13 protein-coding genes are annotated in these 23,882 nt (G+C 42.2%); 8 read left to right on the top strand and 5 right to left on the bottom strand.

Annotated elements, in window-relative coordinates; translation table 11 throughout:
- Positions 1-155: 155 nt before the first annotated feature.
- The 4 genes from L2748_RS19875 to L2748_RS19860 all read right to left on the bottom strand — a co-directional run bounded on the left by L2748_RS19875 (position 156) and on the right by L2748_RS19860 (position 5,669).
- Positions 156-476, bottom strand: a complete 321-nt coding sequence (locus L2748_RS19875) for a YdbL family probable chaperone protein (protein ID WP_220782384.1) — start codon at positions 474-476, stop codon at positions 156-158.
- A gap of 23 nt (positions 477-499) precedes the next feature.
- The gene (locus L2748_RS19870; RefSeq protein WP_220782397.1) at positions 500-661 is read right to left on the bottom strand and encodes a YnbE family lipoprotein; all 162 of its coding nucleotides are present in this window, start codon (positions 659-661) and stop codon (positions 500-502) included.
- A gap of 181 nt (positions 662-842) precedes the next feature.
- Positions 843-4,022, bottom strand: a complete 3,180-nt coding sequence (locus L2748_RS24555) for an intermembrane phospholipid transport YdbH family protein (RefSeq protein WP_246616222.1) — start codon at positions 4,020-4,022, stop codon at positions 843-845.
- A 798-nt stretch (positions 4,023-4,820) separates the two neighbouring features.
- Positions 4,821-5,669, bottom strand: coding sequence for a D-hexose-6-phosphate mutarotase (locus L2748_RS19860; protein ID WP_220782386.1), 849 nt, complete (start codon positions 5,667-5,669; stop codon positions 4,821-4,823).
- 852 nt (positions 5,670-6,521) lie between these two features.
- On the opposite strand from L2748_RS19860, the gene L2748_RS19855 reads away from it, so the two are divergent.
- The 3 genes from L2748_RS19855 to yjjG all read left to right on the top strand — a co-directional run bounded on the left by L2748_RS19855 (position 6,522) and on the right by yjjG (position 12,784).
- Entirely contained in the window at positions 6,522-9,911 is a 3,390-nt protein-coding gene (locus tag L2748_RS19855) for a chitinase C-terminal domain-containing protein (protein ID WP_220782387.1), read from the top strand.
- 131 nt (positions 9,912-10,042) lie between these two features.
- Complete coding sequence (locus tag L2748_RS19850) at positions 10,043-11,224, top strand: lytic polysaccharide monooxygenase (protein ID WP_220782388.1); 1,182 nt, start codon at positions 10,043-10,045, stop codon at positions 11,222-11,224.
- An 873-nt stretch (positions 11,225-12,097) separates the two neighbouring features.
- On the top strand, positions 12,098-12,784 hold the full coding sequence (yjjG, locus tag L2748_RS19840; RefSeq protein WP_220782389.1) for a pyrimidine 5'-nucleotidase: 687 nt from the start codon (positions 12,098-12,100) through the stop codon (positions 12,782-12,784).
- A gap of 51 nt (positions 12,785-12,835) precedes the next feature.
- Here the strand turns inward: yjjG and L2748_RS19835 are convergent, their stop codons facing one another.
- Complete coding sequence (locus L2748_RS19835) at positions 12,836-13,447, bottom strand: DUF938 domain-containing protein (protein WP_220782400.1); 612 nt, start codon at positions 13,445-13,447, stop codon at positions 12,836-12,838.
- A 167-nt stretch (positions 13,448-13,614) separates the two neighbouring features.
- On the opposite strand from L2748_RS19835, the gene L2748_RS19830 reads away from it, so the two are divergent.
- From L2748_RS19830 to L2748_RS19810, 5 genes are all read left to right on the top strand, one after another.
- Positions 13,615-13,980 carry a hypothetical protein gene (locus tag L2748_RS19830; protein ID WP_220782390.1) on the top strand — a complete coding sequence of 122 codons (366 nt, stop codon included), beginning with the start codon at positions 13,615-13,617 and terminating at the stop codon, positions 13,978-13,980.
- A 34-nt stretch (positions 13,981-14,014) separates the two neighbouring features.
- Entirely contained in the window at positions 14,015-14,308 is a 294-nt protein-coding gene (locus L2748_RS19825) for a Fis family transcriptional regulator (protein WP_220782392.1), read from the top strand.
- 214 nt (positions 14,309-14,522) lie between these two features.
- Positions 14,523-14,696: a hypothetical protein gene (locus tag L2748_RS19820; protein WP_220782393.1), complete on the top strand. Its 174-nt coding sequence runs from the start codon at positions 14,523-14,525 to the stop codon at positions 14,694-14,696.
- Between the two features lie 676 nt (positions 14,697-15,372).
- Complete coding sequence (locus L2748_RS19815; protein WP_248957728.1) at positions 15,373-23,169, top strand: Ig-like domain-containing protein; 7,797 nt, start codon at positions 15,373-15,375, stop codon at positions 23,167-23,169.
- Between the two features lie 51 nt (positions 23,170-23,220).
- The gene (locus L2748_RS19810) at positions 23,221-23,637 is read left to right on the top strand and encodes a hypothetical protein (protein WP_220782396.1); all 417 of its coding nucleotides are present in this window, start codon (positions 23,221-23,223) and stop codon (positions 23,635-23,637) included.
- Positions 23,638-23,882 lie beyond the last annotated feature (245 nt).

The raw sequence follows: 23,882 nt of genomic DNA, 5'->3' as shown, positions 1-23,882 counted from the left end.
GTTTATACTGATTGCTATAACGGTAAAGTGAACGTTATAGGTAACTTGGGCAGTAATGCAGTGACGAGTGGGAAATGGTAAAAAGAAAAGGGCGTAGCGGGGGATTACGCCGTTAACAATCGGTTTAACGGCGCATTCGATTGGGTGTTTAACTATTACTTTTTAACCCATTTACCAGATTGGCTTTTAATGTAGTGGCCTTTATTTGTTGCTTTTATGGCTTTTTCTGCTGCCAGTTTAGCGACATCGTTTACCGAAATTCGGTTCTGTTTTGCTATTTTTTCATAGTGAGCTTTGCGCTTAGAATTAACAGAGCTAACAACGGCTTTGGCATCTGCAGAGCTTTTTACTGCGCCTAAATAGCCATTTGCTTGTTCGCCGACTAAACCTTGAGCTTTGGCATCTTGCAAAGAAATAGCAAAGGCATTAAAGCTGAGAATAAGACTCGCAACCAGTATAAGAATTTTTGACTTCATGGGGTTCTCCTTAATGGCTCTGCTTAGAAAAGTTCATCGTTGGCGAGTAGTTGATCTAGCTCTTTATCGACCTTGATCTTGATTTCATGCTCAATTTTCACATTGAGGTTAATCACAATTGGTTTATCTGGTGGCTCAATCTTTACTGTTGGGCTGCAGCCGACGAGGGCATACATTGCTAGCATAATGCTTAATAAAATTTTCGGGCTGTTTACCTTCGAGCCTGATATTTTCAAGCGTTGAGCTATAGAATTTCGTTTTATAGGATCATGCAATGCTTTCATTGGCTTATCCTTTCCTTAAGTGGCTTTCTAAACGGTTTTGTAACAAGGCAATTGATACATGACTCAATGCGCGAACTACAAGCTATTTCACTGCTTTTTCTATCTGATTTTGCAAATTATCACCAATCTGCAAACTCCTAAGTAACTGGATCATATTCTCTTCTTGAGAATAGTTGAAGTGAATCGGTCGTTCAACACCTTGACTGCGGCCTTTAACATTAACTTTCAATGTCGCATCACCTGCAGCTGTCATATCAAAGGTACTTGAAAGCTCTGTATAATCTAAATGTTCTAGCGTTGCAAAGGCAAACTCTAGGTAAGGCTGGCTTTGGCGCATCTGCTCAACTGCTGGGTTATTGCCTATAGCGATCAAGCCGCCAGGTGCGCGCGCGGCAAGCTTACCGCCGCTGACACTGGCTTTGCCTGCTTCTATACTAACGGGCAATACGCCATCAAAAATGCCATCGGCATACACCCCAGTGAGTGGTTGCAGCGCCAGTAGCTCTGCGAGATCTATCTTCTGCAATACAAAATAGGCTGAAGAGGGCTTATTTAAGTTTACTTCAAATTGAGGGATAAGTAGCTGCCCACCGAGTAGATCGCCCTTAGCGGTGAGGTTCACTGAAGCTTGTTTAACCCCGAGGAGCTGTTGGGCTAAAGCTAAATTTTGCTGACTTGATTCAGTTCCTGACTGAGCTTCAGAGTCAGTTAACGGCGCTACTTTCGATTCGCTGCTAAAGGCAACTGCTGCCTCTGCGTTTATATCTGTGATTAATACGCCTGGATTAAAGGCTTTTAACGATAAAGTGACGTTATCACAGTTGAATTGGCTGGCTCGTTTATGTTCTTGATTTTGCTGCCAATTAAACTGGCATTGCGTATCCATATTGCCAGCTTCAAAAGGTAGCAAGTTAATACTGCCCTTAATGTCATTCACTTTTGGGTCAAAGGTTAATGCAAACTGTGTGCTCTTATTTTTGCTCAGCTGGTAATGCATATTTAGTTCTGCATTACCTTGGATTTCAAGTGCATCCGGTAAGCTATCTGTCTGACTGAGAAAACGAAGAATGGGCGCAAATTCACTATTAAACTGCCAATCTCCGACTAATGTAAATGGGCTAAAGTTAGCGGCTGACGTGAGGAGTTGATGTTGGCTGTTAAATAGCAGGTCATTAATTTGCCAAACTTCTTCGCTAGTGAGCTTGCGTTTATTTAAGGCGAGCGATTGCGACAACTCTATGGTATCGAAGTTTAACAGTTTTTGTTTAGTGTGCTTTTTACGTTTAATTGAATTTACCCTATTACCATGAGCATAAGTTGTTTTATCAAGGCTGAGTTGGCTTAAGTTTAAGGTAAATTGATTGCTTAATTGATGGTCTAATATTTGGCTCAATATTGACTTAGGCGGTTTGCCATTCAATAAGCTGGTGGTTAAGTTCAGCGATAGTGGCTCTGACAGTGCTAAATCGGCGTTATTGAGGACAAACTTATAGGTTTCATCTGCAGCTGATATGTTATTTTTTAACGCGAGTTCGCCTGCAAGATTGGTTAATTGGTAGCTCACACTCGGAATTGTTAGGTGAGTACCGCCTTGGCTGTATTGGTAAGTTAATAGTGAATCAATATTGATTTGGGTGTGCCCTATACGGGCTAGTAGCTCGGAATGGCTTTGAGCTTTGGCTTCTTTGGCAAGTAACAGCGGCTGGCTGCTGATACTTATGCCCTGGGTTTGTTGTGTCGACGATGGATTTACGTTAACTGCGTAGCTAAGCTCAGCTTGGTTTTTACTCGCACTGACATCACCACTAAGTTCAAGTAATGCGCCGTCGATTTCAACCTGATAGGGGAGTTCTTGTAACGTTGGCCATAGCTGATTAAGGCTAATAGGCTGTTGATGTTGCGCTTTAAATTGCCAATGGCTAGCGAGGGTAAACTGGTTACTTGCTGGCATGTGATATGACAAAGCATCAAGTGTGAGTTTTGCGTCAATTTTACTGTTTATGATGGCAATATCAATTTCAGGCACTAACAATGAGCTTGTAGCTAATTGATACGTTAATGCTTGGTTGAGGCTTATCAGTAACTGAGGTGCGCTATGACTGTTTAACTTAAGTTCTTGATAGAGATTTAGCAGCGCTGCTTCAAACGGCTTGTCATTAAGCTTATTAATGATTTGAGTTAACTGGCTATCTTGTTTATTAGGCGTTGTCGTTTTAGTTGCAGTTTTTGTCGTAAATGCCACAGGCAGTTTTAAGGGGGCTAACGTCAGCACTGGCTGTGCAATATTGCCATTGATAGCAAACTCAATCGAGTCAGGGGACTTTGCACTTTTAGTTGTTGCTACCAAAGCAACGGGTTGTAGCGTTAGGTCCGCGAAATCCCTAAGCGTAAGGCTAAGTCCATGTAAATGGTGTGTAGATGTTAGCTGCGCAGTTTTGAGGTCAAGTGCGAGCTGTGAGTCTAATGTCGCTTTAAGGATCAAATTTTTATCGTCGAGGGTTTGTACCAAATCATAAAGTGGCGTCAGCAGGCTATGTTGTACCTGCGTTGAGGATTCTTTGTGGCTTTTTCGCAAGAGGGCGCGTTCACTGGCGGCCAACTGACGCGTGAAATCCTGTAATAAGGTTAGATCTATGTTGGATTTAGCTTGCCAGTGTTTGTTATCAAGCTCGGCAGTTAAAGTGAGTAGCCGTTGGTGATTCACATCTATTTGGCTAGATAACTCGCCGGAATTATTCAAACTAAGATCATGAAGGGTTAAAGATAGCGCCGAGTCTTCAATGCCTTTTAGCGTGATATGAGTTTGTTTAACCTTAATATCTGGCAATGCATCAAAGTTAAGGCCGATGGTCCGCCCGGTTTCATTCGGTGCTTTATCTGACAGTATCAATGCGTTTAATGAGAGCTTTACCTGTACGTCTTCAACCGATAACGCCTTTAAATCACTGACATTAAAAGCCCAAGGTTTTGTATTTTTATCAAAGACTAAGTTGAGGTCATTAAGGGTTATATCCGTGTTATCAATGGTGAGTTCAGCGCTTGTTACGTGCCATTGGGTTAAGCTTTGTGGCTTGAAGCTAAGTTGGTGCACTTGAGTGTTATAGGCTGATAAAAACTGATTTGCGACATCGATTGTGACCCTTTCATAATACCTAAGCGCCACAAGCCCGGCGATAGCAACAAGCGCCACTAGGCTGATAAAGGAGATCGTTAAATATCGGGCGGCTTTCTGTCGCCAGCTTTTTGGTACTGCCTGTTGCACTCGCAAGGTTCCATCTGTTTGTGAGCTAAAAATCGCAACCATTATTGGTTTTTAGCGAGCTTGCTGACTTTTAGTATAGTCAGACGATTCTAACACCTTAACTTAATACCTGAATAGATGAACAAGGAGCCTGTTGTTTAGACAAGGTTATGTTTTTAAACAATGACAATCTTGTGAGTTGGCTCAAATAACCGAGTGTTGTTTTTTATATTCGCCGTTACATATTGAACCATTTGTTACTGACTTGCTCAACACTAAGCGGCATGTCGCTGTTCTTTTGGCTAAAGCGTTTTTATTTCACTTAGGAATGCTTTAGCCAGCAGTATTTAACAGAAAAAGAGGTTCACATTGAAAAACTTAGGCTGGTTGTTGATTTTTATTCCCGCGCTTTGCACTTGCTCATTAGTCTTTATGGTCATCTTGCATTATTTTCATATTATCGAAAGCACCGAGATTTTAGTCGGTTTGATGTTTTCATTGCTGGCGTTGAACCTAATCGGATGCGTGGCGATAGGGTTAAAAACCTCAGGTAATCTTCCTTACCTTCTATTTGGTAATCTATTGTTCTTCATAATTTTTGTTTTTTCGATTGCCACAATTAACAGCCATAATTGTGAACATCATGAACAAAAACAGATTAACCAACTAAGTTCACCGATTTTAGGTCAACAGCTTGATTTGGGTTTAAATGCTGAGTGAATAGACTAAAGTTATACAGCAATGAGTATTAAATAACAGGCGAGTAACGCGTTTGTGCTAGCCAGCAATGACAATGCTGGCTAGCACAACAGTAGGGGATTAGGCTTTCCAGCGAATATGTGTGGTTAATGTATGGCTTTCATTTGGCGCTAACACCACTTTATCTTCAAGTACGTTCGACGCTTCTAGGCAAACCATTGTTTGGTAGTCATCGCTATTAAAGCGAGATAAACGTATCGATTTATCAATCCAAGGGTTCCACAGCACTGCACTTGTACTATTTTCACGGCTGACTTCAATAATGCCATCGGGCGTATGCAGCTCTTGCACCGGGCTGAGCTGGGTATAAACCCGATCGGTTTCACGAGTAAATTCGACTTGGTCACTTTCTTGAGCGAAAGGGCCGTTATCAAATTCAATATATTGTGAACCAGCAAAGCCTGTCGCAGTTAATTGGTGGATATCTTTGATGGGAAAGTAAGTATGTAGTGCTTGGGTGAAGCTGATTTCATAATCACAGCGATTGGTGTTGACTAAGCTTACCGATAGCGTATCGCTTAACGTGAATAGTAGTTCTACGTCGGTTTCATGAGGCCAGTATTGTTTATCTTCTTCGCTGACTTTTAGCGTAAATTTTAAATCAACCACTTGGTCACGCATCTTGACTGATTCAAGCGACCAAATTCGGGTACGGGCAAAGCCATGTTGCGGAAAATCTGAATTTTCGTTCATGCCAAACCATGGCCAGCAAACAGGAATGCCACCGCGGATGCCGTTACCTGGCGTGTAGTCATCAGCACTCGATACCCAAAGTAAAGGTTTTTTACCTACAGGTTCAAAGTAATCAATCTGTGCACCTTGCATAAAGATCCTAGCCTTACACAAAGGTGTATTAACATCGACGTATTCTAATCCATTAGCGTGTTTATTGGTGGTGACCGAACCCATTAGGTGTTGTCCTTTCAAAGCGTTATCACGATAGTTGAGCTAGCTTACCCGTTTTTTTTATTTCAGATAAGCATTCTTTTAACCGTATTTGTGGTAATGCTGTTCTGTTGAACAAACAAAGCCTAACAGATATTTTTCGAGTGAATAAAATATAGGCAATTTTTTACCTATTGTTAGTTTGATGCAAATAGCAAAGCACTGCATGTTGCGCCAGAAACTCTCGATATACGACTAAAAGGATTTAGGAGGTTGGTCGAAGCAGGCTGCTACAGCCGAGAGTAACTATTAGCTTCAAGTTCCCTGCTCGCCTTCAGTGCATTGAATTCTCTGTGAATTAACAGGTTATTAATCCAATTGGTATAAGGTCTTTGTTCGAGGTGAGTGGCTTGCGAGTAATTTATTAGGCAAAAGCAAGAAAAATCACAACAGCACCTAAAATAACTGCAGTATCAAGTAACTCAGCCAATATTTATATGCGATTTAAACTGTGTAGTTTTATCATCATAAGTAAGCATTCTGGCGGCAGATATGACTTAACTTTAGTGCTTTAGTATCATATTTTCACTTAATGCTCCCAGTTACTCATCATCAATAGACTGTTCCACTGTCGTAAACCGTGAATATGGTTCGCCATTAATTGGCTACATGTTGTGTATTAGTGTTTGATAAATAATGTGAATTAGAAAACAGTTATAAGATATGACATTATTAACATGATAAAGTGATAACTAAATCATTGTTTTATGTGTAGATTAATGTTGCCGATGCTGTTACCTCCGTGGTTATGTTGTGAGTGAGTTGTCTCTATATTTAGGTTGTTCGGTATAACTTAATCATTATAGGAATAATACCATGAGTAACAAAACTGCATATTTTAGCAGGCGTTATGGTTTAGCTATGCTAATAAGCACGGGGCTGATAAGTCAGTTAGGAATCAATCAGGCACACGGTGCAGATTGCCAAGGGGTCGCACCTTGGTCCGCTGATACCGTATACGCCACAACGACACAAGTCACACAATCAAATGGCCTTTATCAAAATAAGTGGTGGACAACGAATGAGTCTCCATCTGAGGCTGGACGATGGGGAGTTTGGGAAACCTTAGGTCAATGTGATGGCATATCAAATCAACCCCCAGTGGTTAATATTCTTTCTCCTTTAGCCGATGCACGCGTTCTCTTAAATGACTCCGTTATTCTTGATGCTGAGGTGACAGACAGTGATGGTACGTTAACTTCTCAGGTGTGGACGGCTAATGGGGCTGTGGTTACTTCCCCTTGGATTGCTCAAGAGCAGGGTAGTGTGGTTCTGACACTAACCGCTACCGACAATGACGGTGCCATCACAGAGCAGAGCGTATCAGTTATTGTTATTAATGGGCAAAATCAACTTCCTGTCACTTCGATTATTTCGCCTATAAATGACAGCGTTGTCACTTTCGGTGACGATCTTGTTATCTCTGCAACGGCTTCCGATCCCGATGTGGGTGATAGCATCGCTAAGCTTGAATTGCTTGTAGATGGCGTGGTTTCAGGCACAGATCTTACTTCTCCTTATGAGTTCAACTGGATAGCCTCATCGGAAGGGGGTCATACACTACAAACTCGTGCTTTTGATCTACAAAATGACAGCGCTGTCTCTGAGCTGGTAAATATCAATGTTAGCGCTGCTAACCAGTTACCCAGTGTTGTTTTATCTGCACCAAATGCCAACTTTTCTTTACCTATCAATGGTGAGCTCACTATTAGTGCTGATGCCCAAGATGTTGATGGTGAGGTGGTAAGTGTTAGTTTTTACGCAAATGGTCTACTTATTGAAACTGATACAGTAGCGCCGTTTACGGCACTCTACACTGGAATAGAGGCCGGCGATCTCTCTATTACTGCGCAGGCGACAGATAACTTAGGGGCAAATACGTTCTCATCTGCCGTGATGGGTTATGTCGGTGACAGACCCACGAGTCATGAAGTTTGTCGACCAGATGGTTTAGAGGGGGACTCAGTTTATTGTGATATTTATGATGAGCAGGGGCGCGAGAAGATGGGAGCTGATCATGCACGACGTGTGATTGGTTACTTTACCTCTTGGCGAAATGGCACCAATGGTCAACCTAGCTATCTGGTAAATGATATTCCATGGGATAAGATCACTCATATCAACTACGCCTTTGCTCATGTTAATAGTGACAATAAAGTCTCTGTCGGCAATCCAAATAGCGCCGATAATCCTGCAACAGGCATGACATGGTCGGGTGTTGCGGGTGCTGAGATGGATCCTGAATACAGTTATCAGGGCCACTTTAATCTACTTAATAAATACAAGAAGTTACACCCACAAGTGAAAACGCTCATCTCCATTGGTGGTTGGGCAGAGACTGGCGGGTATTTTGATGAGAATGGCGTGAGAGTTGCCAGTGGTGGCTTCTACGAGATGACCAAGACGCAGGCTGGGATAAACACTTTTGCAGATTCTGTGGTGGAGTTCTTACGGACTTATGGCTTCGATGGTGCAGATATCGATTATGAATACGCAACCTCTATGGCTAAGTCGGGTAACCCTGATGATTTTGCTGTTGCAGATCCCCTAAGGGCTACCTTGTTTGGCCAATATTATTTGCTGATGAAAACATTGCGGGAGAAGTTGGATATTGCCAGTAAGCAAGATGGTAAACATTACATGTTAACTGTTGCGGCGCCAGCTTCTGGTTACTTGTTGCGTGGTATGGAAGCGTATCAAATGTCACGCTTTCTCGATTACGTTAACATCATGAGTTATGATCTTCATGGTGCTTGGAATGATTTTGTAGGCCATAATGCTGCGCTTTTTGATACTGGTGAAGATGCCGAATTGGCATTTTGGGATGTGTATTCAACGGCGCAATATGGTGGGATAGGTTACTTAAATACTGACTGGGCTTACCACTACTTCCGTGGTGCCATGCCTGCTGGGCGTATCAACATAGGTTTGCCTTACTATACTCGCGGTTGGCAGGGAGTCACAGGCGGTGTTAATGGTCTATGGGGTAAAGCTGCACTGCCAGATCAAGCAACTTGCCCAGATGGAACGGGTGAAGGTGATAACAACTGTGGCTATGGTGCACAGGGAATAGACAACCTTTGGCATGATCTTGATAAAGCGGGTAATGAGATGTTCGCCGGCTCTAACCCTATGTGGCATGCGAAAAACTTAGAGCAGGGGATTGCTGGTAGTTATCTGCCCGTTTATGGACTAGACCCTGCGAACGATCCTGCCGATCAACTGACGGGAACCTATGAGCGTCATTACGATAATGTGGCTCAATCATCATGGCTCTGGAACCCTGCCAAAAAGGTCTACTTGTCTACTGAAGATGAGCAAGCGATGAACGCTAAGGTTCAGTATGTCGTAGACAAAGGGATCGGTGGTGTGATGTTCTGGGAACTTGCTGGTGATTTTGATTGGTATCCAGAGCGTAACGGTGGTCAAGGTGAGTACTTTATCGGTGAGACAATGACAACCATTGCTTACGACAAATTTGCTGCTGCAACGCCATATGGCAATAAGGTGAGTAACTCTCCAGCCTTGGCTAATACCATAGCGATGAGTGCGAGCTTATCTGGCTATAAAGTGGGTGACAGTAACTACCCAATTACGCCAACTTTGACGATCACTAACAACAGTCAAAGTACCATCCCTGGTGGCGCAGTATTTGAGTTTGATATCTCAACCTCCACCTCATCTCAAATTAGTGATCAATCTGGTATGAATTTGACTGTTATATCTGATGGGTCAAATATGGGAGCCGGTAACGTAGGAGGTTTAGAAAATGACTTTCATCGTGTGCAGTTTACTCTGCCAAGCTACAAATCTATTGCACCAGGTGCCGACTTTGGTGGCACGATTAAGTATTACCTGCCTGTATCTATGCCGTCGAACTTCACTGTTACATTTGATGGGGTCACCTATGACTTTGGTCAAGTTGGTGACACCGTGCCAGATGAATGTGAGCTTGATCCAACAGCGCCAGGTTGTGGAGACACTACACCACCAACATCAGATCTGTGCAGTGCAGCCAATGTGAATCCGGCAACTATTCTTGCATACCCTAATTTTCCTCAAACTGACTGGGCCGGTAACCCAAGTCATGCTATTGGTGGAGATAGGATGAAAGATGAAGCTGCAGTATTTGTTGCACTTTGGTGGACGAATGCCAAACCGAGTGCAGCAAGTGGCGATTGGGATTTTGTCTGCAACATTGATTAACCCTATCTAGATAAGAGAGCGGTATGTGCTGAATATGTCGCTTTAAATGATTTTTGCCTCTTATTACAAGAGGCATCTTCATATTCAATGGGAGTGCAGCACTTCTCCCATTTTATAACAACGAGAAACTTATGAAACAGATAACATTTTTATCCTCCTTACTTGGTGCCTTGCTTATTAGTAGCGTGTTAACTCAGGAGTTGCATGCCCACGGGTATATGGATTCACCTAAAGCTCGTCAACAGTTCTGTGTTGATGATGGTGGCTATTGGTGGCCAGATGATGGATCCGCAATCCCTAACTTGGCTTGTCGGGCGGCCTTTTTAGAGACTGGAACTAAGCAGTTGGTTCAAAACAATGAATTTTCTGAAAATGTGGTTGATTATCACAATCTCGCAGCAGTAAAACAGGCGATTCCAAACGGACAGTTATGCGCGGGTGGCGATAGTGACAAATCCGGCATGGATACGCCTTCTATGCATTGGCAACGAACAGATGTAACTCCTGATAACAATGGACAAGTCTCCATTATATTTGATGCTCACACGCCCCATAACCCGAGTTTCTGGGAGTTTTACCTGTCTGATGAGACCTTTGATGTTGCAAACGAGGTGCTTAGCTGGGAGAAGCTGGATCTAATAACTCAGGTAGCCAATGTTGGAGTCAGTGAGGTCAATGGGAAAAAGGTTTACCAAATAATGATCTCTGTTCCTTTGGATAGAGTGGGGCCCGCAACTCTGTATACCCGTTGGCAGCGTGAAGATGCTGCTGGTGAAGGTTTTTACAACTGCAGTGACATCAACATCATTAATGATTCTCAGCCTCAGGAGTGGGTCGCATTAGAGCAATATATTGCTAATGGGTTAACAGCTAATGAAGGGGATGAGGTTTGGTTTCGTCTCTTTAGTGCACAAGGTGATGAGTTAGTGTTTGATAAGTTGCAGGTGACTTCGGCTAACTTACAGACAGAGTTGTGGGCTCAACAGCTTGCTGAGTCTGTGATGTCACAACATGGTGAATTAGTGCAGGTTGGTGTTAAAGGATCCAGTGGTGAGCTGGTTTACTCTGACGACTTAGCGCGAAATAAAGTCTGGAGCAAGCAGTTAGGCGTTACCTTTAGGATTGATGTAAAGACAATCAGCGAGCCGCCAAATTGCCAGTTAACGCCCTGGAATGTGGCTACTGTTTATAATACTGGTGAGGAGGTCGTGTATGAGTCAATTCGTTATCAAGCACAGTGGTGGACAAAAGGAGATGTGCCATCGAGTTCAGGTGAATGGGGCGTCTGGGAAGAAGTAGGTGATTGTTATTAATTGCTTTTTAATGCGTGGGCGAGGTAAGTAAACTGATCCGCATTACTCATAGTGGTTATGAAAGCCCGTGCTATTTTTTGTAAGGGATAGGTTGATAAGTCGCTAGGATAGCACTTTTTAACGTTTTAGCCTTGCAGCGATTAGCCGGGTTTTCATTTTATGGTGTTCAAACAGGTTCTCTGCTTGTTTGCATCTGCTTGCTAGTTGTCAACTTTTTACGCCTGTATTTATCTCTTTCTTCCCAAAACTGCCCCCTAATTCAGTTTTGGTTCATGGCGATATATGTCGAATGTTATTGTTACAAAAATCATTTAATGAAGGCTGTTGTGCATTGAACATTGATAAGATAGCAAAAAACACTGCTTTTGGATGAAGCAGCGCGCTTTGCAGCTCCTCTGCAAGCAAAACGCACATCTCAATTCGCCGCTTTGTTTACGCGAACCGTTAAAGGCATTGTAACGCACAGAGGTTTTAAAGCGTGTGTAGATACATCCTTGTTTTCGGCGGTCACGGGTATATTTTAGAGTGGGTTATTGGGACGCGAAAACGCGGAGTTTACCTAAGCAAATTGAACTCGCCAGCGAGGAGAACTGCGCATTCGATAATCATGCTTTTTAGTTGTTAGGCGGCTTTTATTACTAAGCACTTTTGATGACTTAGACTGTTAAGAGTGCTGCTAATTATCAATATTTATTTTCAAGTTTTAAATGTTAAAGAGAAAACTCTGCTCAGTACGCCTTTTTAAGGATTGCTGTTAGACATCCTTCCCTTATCTAAGCTAACCTTGGCGCTCCTTACCGATTGTCCTGTCTGGGCAGTACATTTATAAATAAAATTAGCAGCAATAGCTGTATTCATTTAATTAGGATAGACATGCAGTATAAATGGGTACTATTTGACGCTGATGAGACCTTGTTTCACTTTGATGCTTTTCAAGGCTTACAGCTGATGTTTTCACGATTTGACGTAGATTTTAGCCGTCAAGATTTTGCTCACTACCAAAAGGTCAACCAACCACTTTGGGTTGATTACCAAGATGGCAAACTTACGGCGAGCGAGCTTCAAAATATTCGCTTCGAAGAATGGTCGCAAAAACTGACTGTTTCAACTCAAGAACTAAATAGTGGCTTTTTAAGTGCAATGGCTGATATTTGTCAGCTTCTTTCTGGGGCGCAGGAGCTGATTGATGCCTTAACAGGTCGAGTTAACATGGGCATTATTACCAATGGTTTTACTGAATTACAAAATGTACGCCTACAGAAGGTTGGATTAAGTAATCGTTTCTCGCCTTTGGTGATCTCTGAAGAGGTGGGTTTGGCGAAACCTGATGTGGGAATTTTTAACCACGCGCTAAACTTAATGGGTAACCCTGATAAAGCATCGGTATTGATGGTGGGCGATAACCCACATTCTGATATTTTAGGCGGCATAAATGCAGGTATTCATACCTGTTGGCTGAACAGTCAAGGGGATGAGCAGCCACAAGGGATCAAACCTAATTATCAGGTAAGTACCCTGTGTGAACTGCGTCAGATCTTAACTCAGTCATTAACCGTTTAACGATTATTTGAGGCTTTCGCTTATCGGTAGTTAACCTTATCTATCGGTAAGCTAAGCGTGCTTTTCAAAGTGTAATAGCCGGTTATTAGCTGGCATGGGGTAGTCTGTGACTAACTGCATGCTTTGCTTTGCCGCCAGTGCCATAATCCATTCTATATCGCGGATCGCACTCTGCGGGTTTTGCTCAAACAGCCATTTATCAAAATTACGGTTACTCTCGCTTGAGTATCGCCCTTGGTAATTGAATGGACCATATACACAAAACTGTCCTTTGTTGGCCAAATGCTTACCTATCCCCGTAAAAAAGTCTTCCACCATACCTTTAGACATGATGTGCAAAGTATTGGCTGTGAATATCGCATCGATTAGCGGTTTTTCCAGTAATGCTATTGGCCAGTCTTGGCTGACATCTAAGGTCAACGGCGCGCGCAAGTTAGGGCTAGGCTCCTGCGCTAACCAGGCATTAATTCCGGCATGATTAACAGCTTGATCGCTGGTTTGCCATAATAAATGCGGTAGCATTTTTGCAAAAAATACGGCGTGTTGCCCTGTGCCGCTACCGACCTCTAGTACTTGGCTTGATTGGTTAAAGCATTGCTCTAGCACTGCAGCAATAGCGGATTTGTTATTTTCACAAGATTGAGAGTAGGGTAATGAGCTCACAGGCATGATGTTGTTATTGAATGATACTGATTGTTGTACCGTGTCTGTTCACTAAGTTCAATCGCAACGCGGCTTTTTCTATGTTTGAAATAGTCGAATTAGCTTTAGCTACTCCCTTAAAAAGGCGGTAATATCTAGGTTCAATTTTGCAGGATTAAGGCATGGTTTTGGCTATAGAACATAATGAGATGGTTGCGCTACTTAGCGAACTTGAATGCAGAACAAACTTCACGATTAAAAAAGTCACAGAGTACATGCTTCCTAAGTTAAAAGAGCCTTTTTATCTTTACCTTGATGGCAAGCAGCCTCAGCTCGTGATCCGTCCTGCCTACGAAGTATTTAAAACAGATTTTGCTGAGTTAGCCGGAGTTAACCCAAAAAACCAATATTGCCATTACTCTGAAATGACAAGGTTTCCAAAACGGGTGCAAAAGAGTGTTAACGGGATCCATTACGGTTTAGCGTTCAGCTTTGATGATCAAGCAGCGGTTAAAGCATTTATTGAAAAGCTCATTGTCATAAACCAGGGATAATGGCTAACAAAAGAGTAATAAAACGGGGAAACTAGTGACCAAAACTGAGAAGAAAATTGATAACGCGATTCGTATTGCGCTGACCTCAGTATGTAAGTTGGGAAAAGTTGAGATCTCAGGCTTTAAATGGCTGAGCCACCAAGTTAACTTTGCAAAAGTAGATCAAACTTTAATTGTACACTTTATTTTTGATTCACATGACAAAATCAATGAAGCGCGGATTCAAGGTCATATAAGCAAACTGGTGTCTTTTACGGAGCAGCAGTTAATGCTTGAAAATATTGTTCTTGCGAATGCATCAAAACAATGCCGTTTTACGGTGCTATAAAGCTAACGCTAGATAATGACAATAGAGCTCCATTTTGAGTGGCTAGTACCGTATCAGGTACGATATGAGGTCTAAATATTGGATAAGCCAATGGGTTGAAACATTTATTCACCAAATGTATTACCTGCTAGCCACTCAAATTGGTTTATACTATAGCCATGCTACAAATTAGAGTTAACTCTCAGGTAGACTATTGACAAGGAGCCATCAATATATGAAGTCTGATAAGGTCTCGGCAGAAGATACGCTCAATGATACTGATTTTGATGCGTTACTATCTGAGTTGAATCGTAAACGTATACGTTCATGTATTTTCGTTATTGGCATGGTCGTAGGGTTAGTTACGGGGTTTTATGGGGCACGCTGGATTTATCAGTTATGGTTTTGAAGCATATTACTTAAACTTACGGTCTTTTAAAGCAGGTTAGCATGCGTAATAATAAGTACTGTAATAGTCTTATTGTTTGGTAAAATGCAATAGTAAGCTTCTAACGTGATTGTTTTTGATTTTGTAATGTTTTTTGTATTAATCGTCCTAGTGGTTAATTTGAGGTGTAAGTTTTTTTCTTTTGAATGATATTTGTTTTAATGGGTGGGAGTAAGTAATTCGTTAGCTGTTAAGTGTTGGCACTATTGCAGTTAACTAGTTTTTATTTTACGTTAATTGGTTTAGTGATTATTACATGGTGATAAAAGTTGCCCTCCCTTACTGTTAAAAATAAATAGCCGCCAACTTTGAAATAAGTAAGTAACTTTATGTAATTAGTTTAATAAATTAAAATTAACCGATTATATCAGTTATCTTTGTTAAATAAATCAATAATCCCCTTCACCAAGATGCCTAACCTTGTTCTCTAATTAATATCGATCCCAATTGAAGCACAGATCGACTCTCTCACCTTTTAGTCATTCTTATTTGACTTCGCATTTTGCTATGCACCTTGAATAAAATCCCATAAAACAGAACTAGAGTAAAATTAAGCCTTTGATTATTAGTGTTTATTTTTTGTGGTACACCCTATGCATGCAAGCTGAATACTCTATTTTTCAACTTGGTGTGAATGATGAAATTACAACTAATATTCTTTATTTTTGCACAACAATGCCGATACTTTTATCGTCTATTTTCGTTGCCATTATTCATACGAAGCTATATTGGTAAAAACATTCCTATATTTATAAGGATGCGAAAAGCTAATGTAAAAGTTATTAGCTTTATTGTTGTTAATGTTTTCTCTGTTTTTTTTCAACAGGCTTACGCAGAAGAAATTAACACTAAAGTCGTCAAAGAGGCTCTCCTTGAGTCAGAATTAATAGTTATCGACCCTGCAGTTCATGATCCTCATATACTTTACCAAGCCTTAAATTTAAAATTTAAGCAGCATGTAAGTCAAAGTGAACGAATCGAAATCGTTTTTCTCAACCCGGAAGAAGAACCATTAGTACAGATTAACAATTTTATTAAAGATAGAAGTAACCTGTCACAATTATCTATTGTTTCCCATGCTTCTAACGGCGCACTATTTATGTCGGGAAGATGGGTAGATAAAGATTATATTAATCAGCGTTCTGAACTTATGACTGAAATTGGTTCTAGTTTAAACACTGGGGCAGATTTAAAGTTATATGGATGTAATTTGGCTGCTGGTATATCTGGAGCGAAATTTGTCAATCTCGTCGCAAAATTAACCCAATTGGATGTTGCAGCCTCTACTGATACGACAGGAGGAGAGGAGCAAGGGCATAACTGGGAGCTGGAGTACCAAGTCGGAAATATCGAATCTCGTTCGTTATTCTTGGACGCATTACCGACTTCTTATTCTGCTACTTTGAATCATTTTCGATACGGCACAATGGCGGTTGAACCGATAGCGGGTGAAAGTGGCAAGGTTCGACTCAAGGCTCAAATTGGTTATACCTTGAATCATAATATTATGAATAAGTTGGTGAACTCACCTGTAGGCACGGTTAACTGTGACCATGATTACTTAGCGGGTTTCACATGGGGAGACGGTCAAGGACAACCGGGAATTTGCGTGCAATTACTTTCGAAAGACAGCGCAACCAATGACGCGCTAGTAGAAGTTGTAAGCCTAGGAACAAATGGTTACGAGCCGGGCATAGTGCATCAATATCAGACTGATGGTGATTACACCCTTTCCTGGAATTCGTATGCAAGAAGCCCTGCCATGAGTCAAGATGATTCATACTGGCGTGGTGAAGTGACCACGTCAGTTGTAAATGGTGAGGTGACGAACGCATCGCCAGTTACAGCGGTATCGTCTTTAGTTTATGTTCAAGATGATCATCTATTTACCATGAAAATTTCGGGTGTCGATCAAGATGGCGATAAAATTCAGTATCGTTGGGGGGAAAAGCGAGAGTTTTACTCTGGAAATAGCAATGCTGAGGTTGCCAAACCACAAGGAATGCAACTGACATCAGAAGGACTAATTACTTGGGATCTTGCCGCTGATAAAGCTAACGGTGACCTGGTGACTTATACCGATAATGCTAACCCTAGTACAGTAACCAGTAACCGTTGGCAGGCGGCCGTGGTACTGGAGGATCTTGATATTAACGGTGTGGTTAAATCTAAAGCACCATTAGACTTTGTCTTTATTGTCAGTGATCCCAATAATGCCTCTCCAGGGTTTAATCTTGGCCCTGATCTTTCAGGAACACAATATATTCAACTGCACAAAACTACGACATTTACGATAACGGCTGTTGATTTAGATGAAAATGGTGATCCTGATGTGCCTTTCCTCAGTGTATTAAATCCTCCCTCGACAGATCCTGCAGTGTGGAATACCAGTATCATTACTCAAGACCCTGCCACAGGTACAGCGACAATAGAGGTAACCTTCACACCGTCAGAGGACATGCTAGGTAAAGCCTATGCTGTTATCTTTAGCGCGAAAGACAGTAATGGTATTACCTCTGAGGCACCGGTTAATTTAGTCATCGTAAATGAAACGCCCATTGCACAAGATGATGCGGCATTCACTCAACAAGCACAGGCCGTTACTATTGATGTTCTTGCTAATGATTCTGATCCTGACGGCGATCCTCTGACGATTACGCAATATACTGCGCCCAACGGCACTGTGGTACTTAACCAAGATGGCACGATTTCATATACACCAGACCCAACCTTTAGCGGTTTAGAAACATTAACTTATACGATTTCAGATGGTATAGGCTCAGTCGCTAGCGCTAATGTATTGGTAACGGTTAATGGCGTACCTGTTGCGAATGATGATGCATTCACTATTGATGAGGACACGACTTCAGTGCTTAATGTGCTGAGCAATGATTCAGATCCAAATGGTGATCAATTAAACCTAAACGTGACGAGTCCAAATCATGGACAATTGAGTCTTGTTAATCAAACCTTAACTTATTCGCCTAATCCAGAGTTTTTTGGGACTGATAACTTTAGTTATACCATCAGTGATGGTCAAGGTGGTAGTGATACCGCTAATGTTACAGTCACAGTTTCGAGCGTTAATGATGCGCCTGTTGCCAGAGATGATAATGTCAGGGTTAACGAAGACTCAAGCGTTAATTACGCTGTGCTAATCAATGATACAGATCCTGAAAATCATACCTTAAGCGTGAGTGTGGCTCAGCCTATTCATGGTCAAGCTAGTGTTGAAGCTGATGGCAGTATCACTTATGTGCCTAATGCCGACTTCAATGGTAATGATGCCATTACCTATACCATTGATGATGGTTACGGCGGCCAAGATTCGGCAATATTATCTATCACGGTAGAGGGAGTAAATGATGCACCGGTTGCAGTCAATGATAGTGTTAGTCTGGAAGAGGATAGCAGTGCCAGGATTGCTGTTTTAGTCAATGATAGTGATATTGACGGTGATCCCCTTACCGTGGTCGTTCAAGGCAGTGCGAATGGCACTGCATCTGTAACTGCAAAAGGCATGGTGCAATATATCCCCAATGTAAACTTTAATGGTAGTGATTCATTAAATTACACCATTAGTGATGGTAATGGAGGCAGTGCAAGTGCAGTTATCAATTTGGTTGTCACGGGTGTTAATGATGCGCCTGTGGCTGTCGATGATTTGGTGACAGTGGATGAAGATAGCAGTGTGACTGTTGAGGTGTTAGCGAACGATAGCGATGTTGATAATGATGCACTTACTGTGACGGCGCAATCTGCGGCTAATGGTGTGGTGACTATTGAGAAGAGTGGCAGTATTACTTACACCCCTAATAGTGACTTTAATGGCAATGATGTCATCACCTATACCATTGATGATGGTAATGGAGCTCAAGCAACGGCGCAGCTAAGCATTAGCGTTAATGCTATTAATGATAACCCTGTTGCAGTAGACGATTACGTCAGCGTTACAGAGGACTCAGCAGTGACTTTCTCTGTACTGAACAACGATAGTGATGTGGATAATGATGCATTAACTGTCAGCTTACCTAGTGGTCTTCACGGCAGTAGTGTTAATCATAATGACGGCACTATTACCTATACGCCAAATACTAATTTCAATGGTAGCGACAGTATTGAATATAGTGTTAGCGATGGTCATGGAGGCAGTGCTCAAGCGGTGATTTACCTTGACGTGGTCGCGGTGAATGACGCGCCTGTCGCTGAGGATGACGTTATCGCTATGGATGAGGATATCACGAAAAAATTCGAATTAGTGCTTAACGATACAGATGTTGAGTTTGCCCTTAATCCAGCGAGTACCGTAATTGTCGACCAACCTCAGTTTATGAGTGCGAGTGTACAAAATGGTATCGTGACGTTAATTCCGAATGCAGATTTTAACGGCAACGATAGCCTAAGGTATCAGGTATCTGATGCTGAGGGGGCGGTATCTAATATCGCCACCGTAATGATTAATGTAGCGTCAGTCAATGATGCGCCAAGACCGGAACCTGACTTTGCCACGGTTGAAGAAGACATCATGTTAGATATTGCGGTATTAACCAATGATACCGATATCGATGACATGGATGGTGACAACAAAGGGTCGTCGTTAGATCTCAGCTCTGTGTTAGTCGTGCAAACGCCGTTACATGGTCAAATCAGTATTGTTGATGGGGTGGTGAGCTATCTACCTGATAGTAACTATATGGGGCCTGACAGCTTTAGTTACACGGTTGCCGATTTAAGTGGTGCGGTGAGTCAAGCTACGCTAGTGACCTTAAATGTGCAAGGAATCAATGATGCACCTTTCGCAGTATCAGATAGTGGCGTATTAGCGGAGGATGCAAGTGTCACATTGAATGTGGCGGCTAATGATACCGATCTAGACTCAATAATAGACACGGATTCAGTGACAATTTTCAGTGCGCCTTCCCATGGTACAGTGAAAGTTGGGGCGCAAGGAGAGGTCACTTATTATCCTAGTGCTGACTACTTTGGTGATGATAGCTTCAGCTACACCATCAAAGATAGCGAAGGCGCGGTTTCTCAACCAACCAAGGTTGAGCTAACTATTACGGCGATTAATGATGCGCCAAGGCTGAGAAATGATATTGCAGCGCTTGTTGAAGATGGCGTAAACGATATCAACGTGCTGGGTAACGACAGTGATATAGATGGTACGCTTAATATAGCCAGCTTAGTGGTGACTAAAACGCCAGAAAACGGCACGGTATCTGTGTTATCAGGCGGTCTGGTGCGGTACACGCCAAATGATAACTACTATGGCCCAGACAGCTTTAGTTACGCGGTTGAAGATGATCAAGGAGCGAGCAGTGAGGCGCAGGTTCAAATCAGTATTGACAGTATTAATGACGCGCCATTAGTACAAGACGACAGTGCGATGCTAGAAGAAGATAGCACGGTTAGTATCGATATTTTGGCTAATGATACGGACTTAGATGGCGTTATCGATAATAGCAGCGTGGTTATCACGACAGCACCTAGCTTTGGTAGCGTGCAAGTTAATATGGATGGCAGTGTAGTTTACACTCCCAACGCTGACTTTAATGGCGCTGATAGTTTCATTTATCAGGTTAGTGACACTAAAGGCCAGGCTTCAGAGCCTGCCTTGGTGAGTGTGCAAGTCTCTCCAGTTAACGACCTTCCTGAAATAACAGGTAGTTCGCCTGAGGTCTTAACTGAGGGACAAGCTTACATATTTAGTCTAGATAGTTTTGATATTGATGGAGACGCCTTAACCTTTACGGTTACAGGCTTACCTAGTTGGGCTAGCTTTGAACCATTAACAGGGGCGATAACGGGTACCCCTGTATATGATGATGTGGGCAACTATGGTCCTATTGTTATCACTGTTTCCGACGGCCTAGCAGATGTGAGTTTGGATCCATTTTATGTCGATGTTCAAGCACTTGATTCTGATGGTGATGGTATTCCTGACACGATTGAGCTTCAGTTAGGTTTAGATCCATTTGATGGTTCTGACGCGGGTAGCGATGCTGATGGTGATGGTCGCAGTAATCTAGAAGAGTGGTTAGCCGGTAGCGACTTGTATTTGGATGATGTCGAACCAGAGCTGATTATTCCTGCTGACTTGTGGATAGATGCCACAGGATTATTTACTGAGGTAAGTATTGGTCAGGCAGAAGCCTTCGATTATGTGGATAGTGTAAGAACGGTTTGCTGTGAAAACTTAAGTAATTCACTGGCATCGTCACAGCCATTGCTGCAGCCAGGCCACCATAAAGTGCTCTGGATAGCGGTTGATGCTGCAGGAAACATGAGTGAGGAGGAGCAGAATATCTATGTTCGTCCGCTGATCTCATTACCTCAAGATCAAGTCGTGAGTCATGGTAATCGAGTGAAAGTCTCTGTTCATCTTAATGGTGTGTCTCCGGAGTACCCTTTATCGGTTGCTTATCAGGTTTCTGGCAGTGCTATAGAAGGAGAACATCATGATTTAAGTCATGGTGTGGTGGTGTTTGAAGCTGGGCAACAGGAGGCTAGCATCGAGTTCAATACGTTTAATATTGATCAGAATGAAGTGATATTGATTAAGTTAGATGAACAGATGAACTTAGGTGTTAGAAAGGAACACTACGTCACCATCACGTTAGATAACTTACCGCCAGAGGTTCAGCTTAGTTCTCATCAAAATGGTGATATGCGAACTCATTTATCTCAGGTAGATGGTGTTGTGGAAATTCATGCTGAATATAGCGACCCGAATTTAAGTAATAACCACACACTAGATTGGAGTTTAACGGATAGTGAGCTTCAGAGCGTAAGACTGCCTGCTCGAGAAAGTGTGATGACAGAGGCGTCTCAACAGAGTGATGATATATCGCAAGTAGATAAGTGGTTGTTTGACCCTAGTGGGCTAGCTGAAGGGGTATATACCATGAGAGTGAGTGTAACTGATGACGGAGAGCCAAATTTAAGCCACTTTAGTGAGCATAGAGTGAGAGTTTCAAAATCGATACCGACACTTGGTTCTGGCGATACAGATGGTGATGGTATTGCAGATGATGTTGAAGGCTTAGGTGATGCTGATAACGATGGTATTCCATATTACTTAGATAATATCAGTGCAGGTAATGTCTTACCAGAACGCTTAATCAATACTAAATCCTATTTAGTGGAGTGTGAGCCGGGAGTTGCTTGTCGTTTAGGCCGGTATGCTATTTCAGGGAGCTATCTTGGTGCCCAAGTTGCCGAAGAAGATATTCAGGCCAGGCTGCAAGGTATTCATTCTGGTGCGTTTGAAAACGTGGGCGGGGTGTTTAATATCGAAGCGCATGAATTGTCGGAGCATAGCCAATCTCTCGAGATCGTGATCCCGCAACGCAAACCTGTGCCAGAAAATGCAGGTTATCGTCAATTTATTCATGATAAAGGTTGGTTTGAGTTTGAAAGCAATGCTGATAACAAACTAATGTCTGCAGCCGGAAGCGCGGGTTATTGTCCACCGCCGGGGTCTGATCTGTATACCGAAGGACTCAATTCAGGAGATTGGTGTGTACAGTTAGTGATAGAGGATGGCGGTGTAAATGATGGCGACGAAATCGTTAATGGAATGGTGCATGTTACAGGTTGTGTGATTAAGGAAGTGAAACAAGCATCTAACCCTAACTCTAATGTTGAAGTAGAAGTGTTGACAGAGGGGGGAGGCTCATCGGGAGGGGCTATGCCACTTAATATACTATTTATATTATTTATTCTTGGTTTGTTGAGGAATCAAAGAGTCAGAGATTTGCTAGTTAGAAATGCACCTTTCGTAGTGAGGGCTCTAGCTTGCTCATTATTACTAATAATATTGCCACAACAAGCCTTGGCGGAGGGCACTGTCGAAGAGAGTACTCATCGTGGCTGGTTTATCTCAGGGTTTTATGGTGGGACTCAATCTTCAAATAGTAGTGATGATATTAATCAGTCGCTTATGGATCAAGGATTAACGGGTAAAGTTGTTGAACTCGATGACTCCTCAACAAGTTGGAAGTTAGGTGTTGGTTATGCTTTTAATGATAACTGGTTCGCAACGGTCGAATATTTAGATTTAGGCGAGGTGAGTGTCAGAATTAAGGGAGTCACTGATAATCCTACTGAGTTTTATGCTAAAGCGAGCCAACTTTACCCTGAGTCAGTCACAGCCTTTGGAGTTAATATTGGATATCGATACCGTTTTGCTGGAGATTTTAGTGTATTGGCATATGCCGGAGGCCTTCGCTGGCAAGCGGACTATCAATCCTATGATATTGATAACCAGTGGGTTGTAGGGAGTGAAAAAGATGGATTTTCATTCTATGGCGGACTAGGGTTAGAGTATGCATTGACTGAACACTTCAAGCTCTCAGTACAGTGGAATCATGTAGAACTGGATGATTCAAGTCGTGAATTGTTTGGTGCAGGCATTCAATATCAATTTTAGGCTCGCAGCAACAGAGTTAACAATAGGATAACAACGTTAAGGATGATTATTATGAAGAAATTGGTTTCTTTGCTATTGGGTTTATCAGGTGCTTTGTGTTACGGCATAGTCGCAGGGGGGGCCCATGCTAGTGAGGCGGCGGTGATAATTGATAACAGCCAACCTATTAGTTCACAGGTGGAGTTATTAATGAGGAAAAAAGCGGGCACTATGGTTGAAACCTGTGTTGCTATTCCAGCCAAGTACAAAGTGAGTTTTAATTACACTTCACCAGAGGAAACGCTGTTTAGTGTCCATTATCATCAAGATGGCAAGGTATTACTCGCATATGATGAAGATAAGCGCTCTGCATTGACCAGTCAGTTTACGACTAAATTAGACCAGAACTACTGTTTTACATGGGTAAATTCCAAAGGTAAAACAAATGATGGTGTTATTTTATTAGAGTATGAGGCTACGCCAATCTAATGTTAAATCAGGATATGCCGGCTGGTTTAATACGCGAATGTTATAGGGAATACGAGATTGCCTATAACTCGTTTTTCCAGTAAATGTTAGTTGGTGAGTAGATAAAATGAGCACAAAAAAAGCACGATACCCATCGTGCTTTTTTATTTATAGAACTGTCCCGTCCTGAGATAAGTTGACACTTTGGAGACTTATCTATGAAACCCTCAGGTGCAATCCGCAGTAAACGTACACAACGTGACTAC

Source organism: Shewanella sairae (assembly GCF_023283535.1).
Classification (GTDB): domain Bacteria; phylum Pseudomonadota; class Gammaproteobacteria; order Enterobacterales; family Shewanellaceae; genus Shewanella; species Shewanella sairae.
This window is presented reverse-complemented; position numbering and strand designations above follow the sequence as displayed.

What these genes read in the sequence shown, in the direction of transcription:
- L2748_RS19875 (WP_220782384.1), bottom strand. Translation starts at nt 476, where the DNA reads ATGAAGTCAAAAATTCTTATACTGGTTGCGAGTCTTATTCTCAGCTTT.
- L2748_RS19870 (WP_220782397.1), bottom strand. Translation starts at nt 661, where the DNA reads ATGCTAGCAATGTATGCCCTCGTCGGCTGCAGCCCAACAGTAAAGATT.
- L2748_RS19860 (WP_220782386.1), bottom strand. Translation starts at nt 5,669, where the DNA reads ATGGGTTCGGTCACCACCAATAAACACGCTAATGGATTAGAATACGTC.
- L2748_RS19855 (WP_220782387.1), top strand. Translation starts at nt 6,522, where the DNA reads ATGAGTAACAAAACTGCATATTTTAGCAGGCGTTATGGTTTAGCTATG.
- L2748_RS19850 (WP_220782388.1), top strand. Translation starts at nt 10,043, where the DNA reads ATGAAACAGATAACATTTTTATCCTCCTTACTTGGTGCCTTGCTTATT.
- yjjG (WP_220782389.1), top strand. Translation starts at nt 12,098, where the DNA reads ATGCAGTATAAATGGGTACTATTTGACGCTGATGAGACCTTGTTTCAC.
- L2748_RS19820 (WP_220782393.1), top strand. Translation starts at nt 14,523, where the DNA reads ATGAAGTCTGATAAGGTCTCGGCAGAAGATACGCTCAATGATACTGAT.
- L2748_RS19815 (WP_248957728.1), top strand. Translation starts at nt 15,373, where the DNA reads ATGAAATTACAACTAATATTCTTTATTTTTGCACAACAATGCCGATAC.
- L2748_RS19810 (WP_220782396.1), top strand. Translation starts at nt 23,221, where the DNA reads ATGAAGAAATTGGTTTCTTTGCTATTGGGTTTATCAGGTGCTTTGTGT.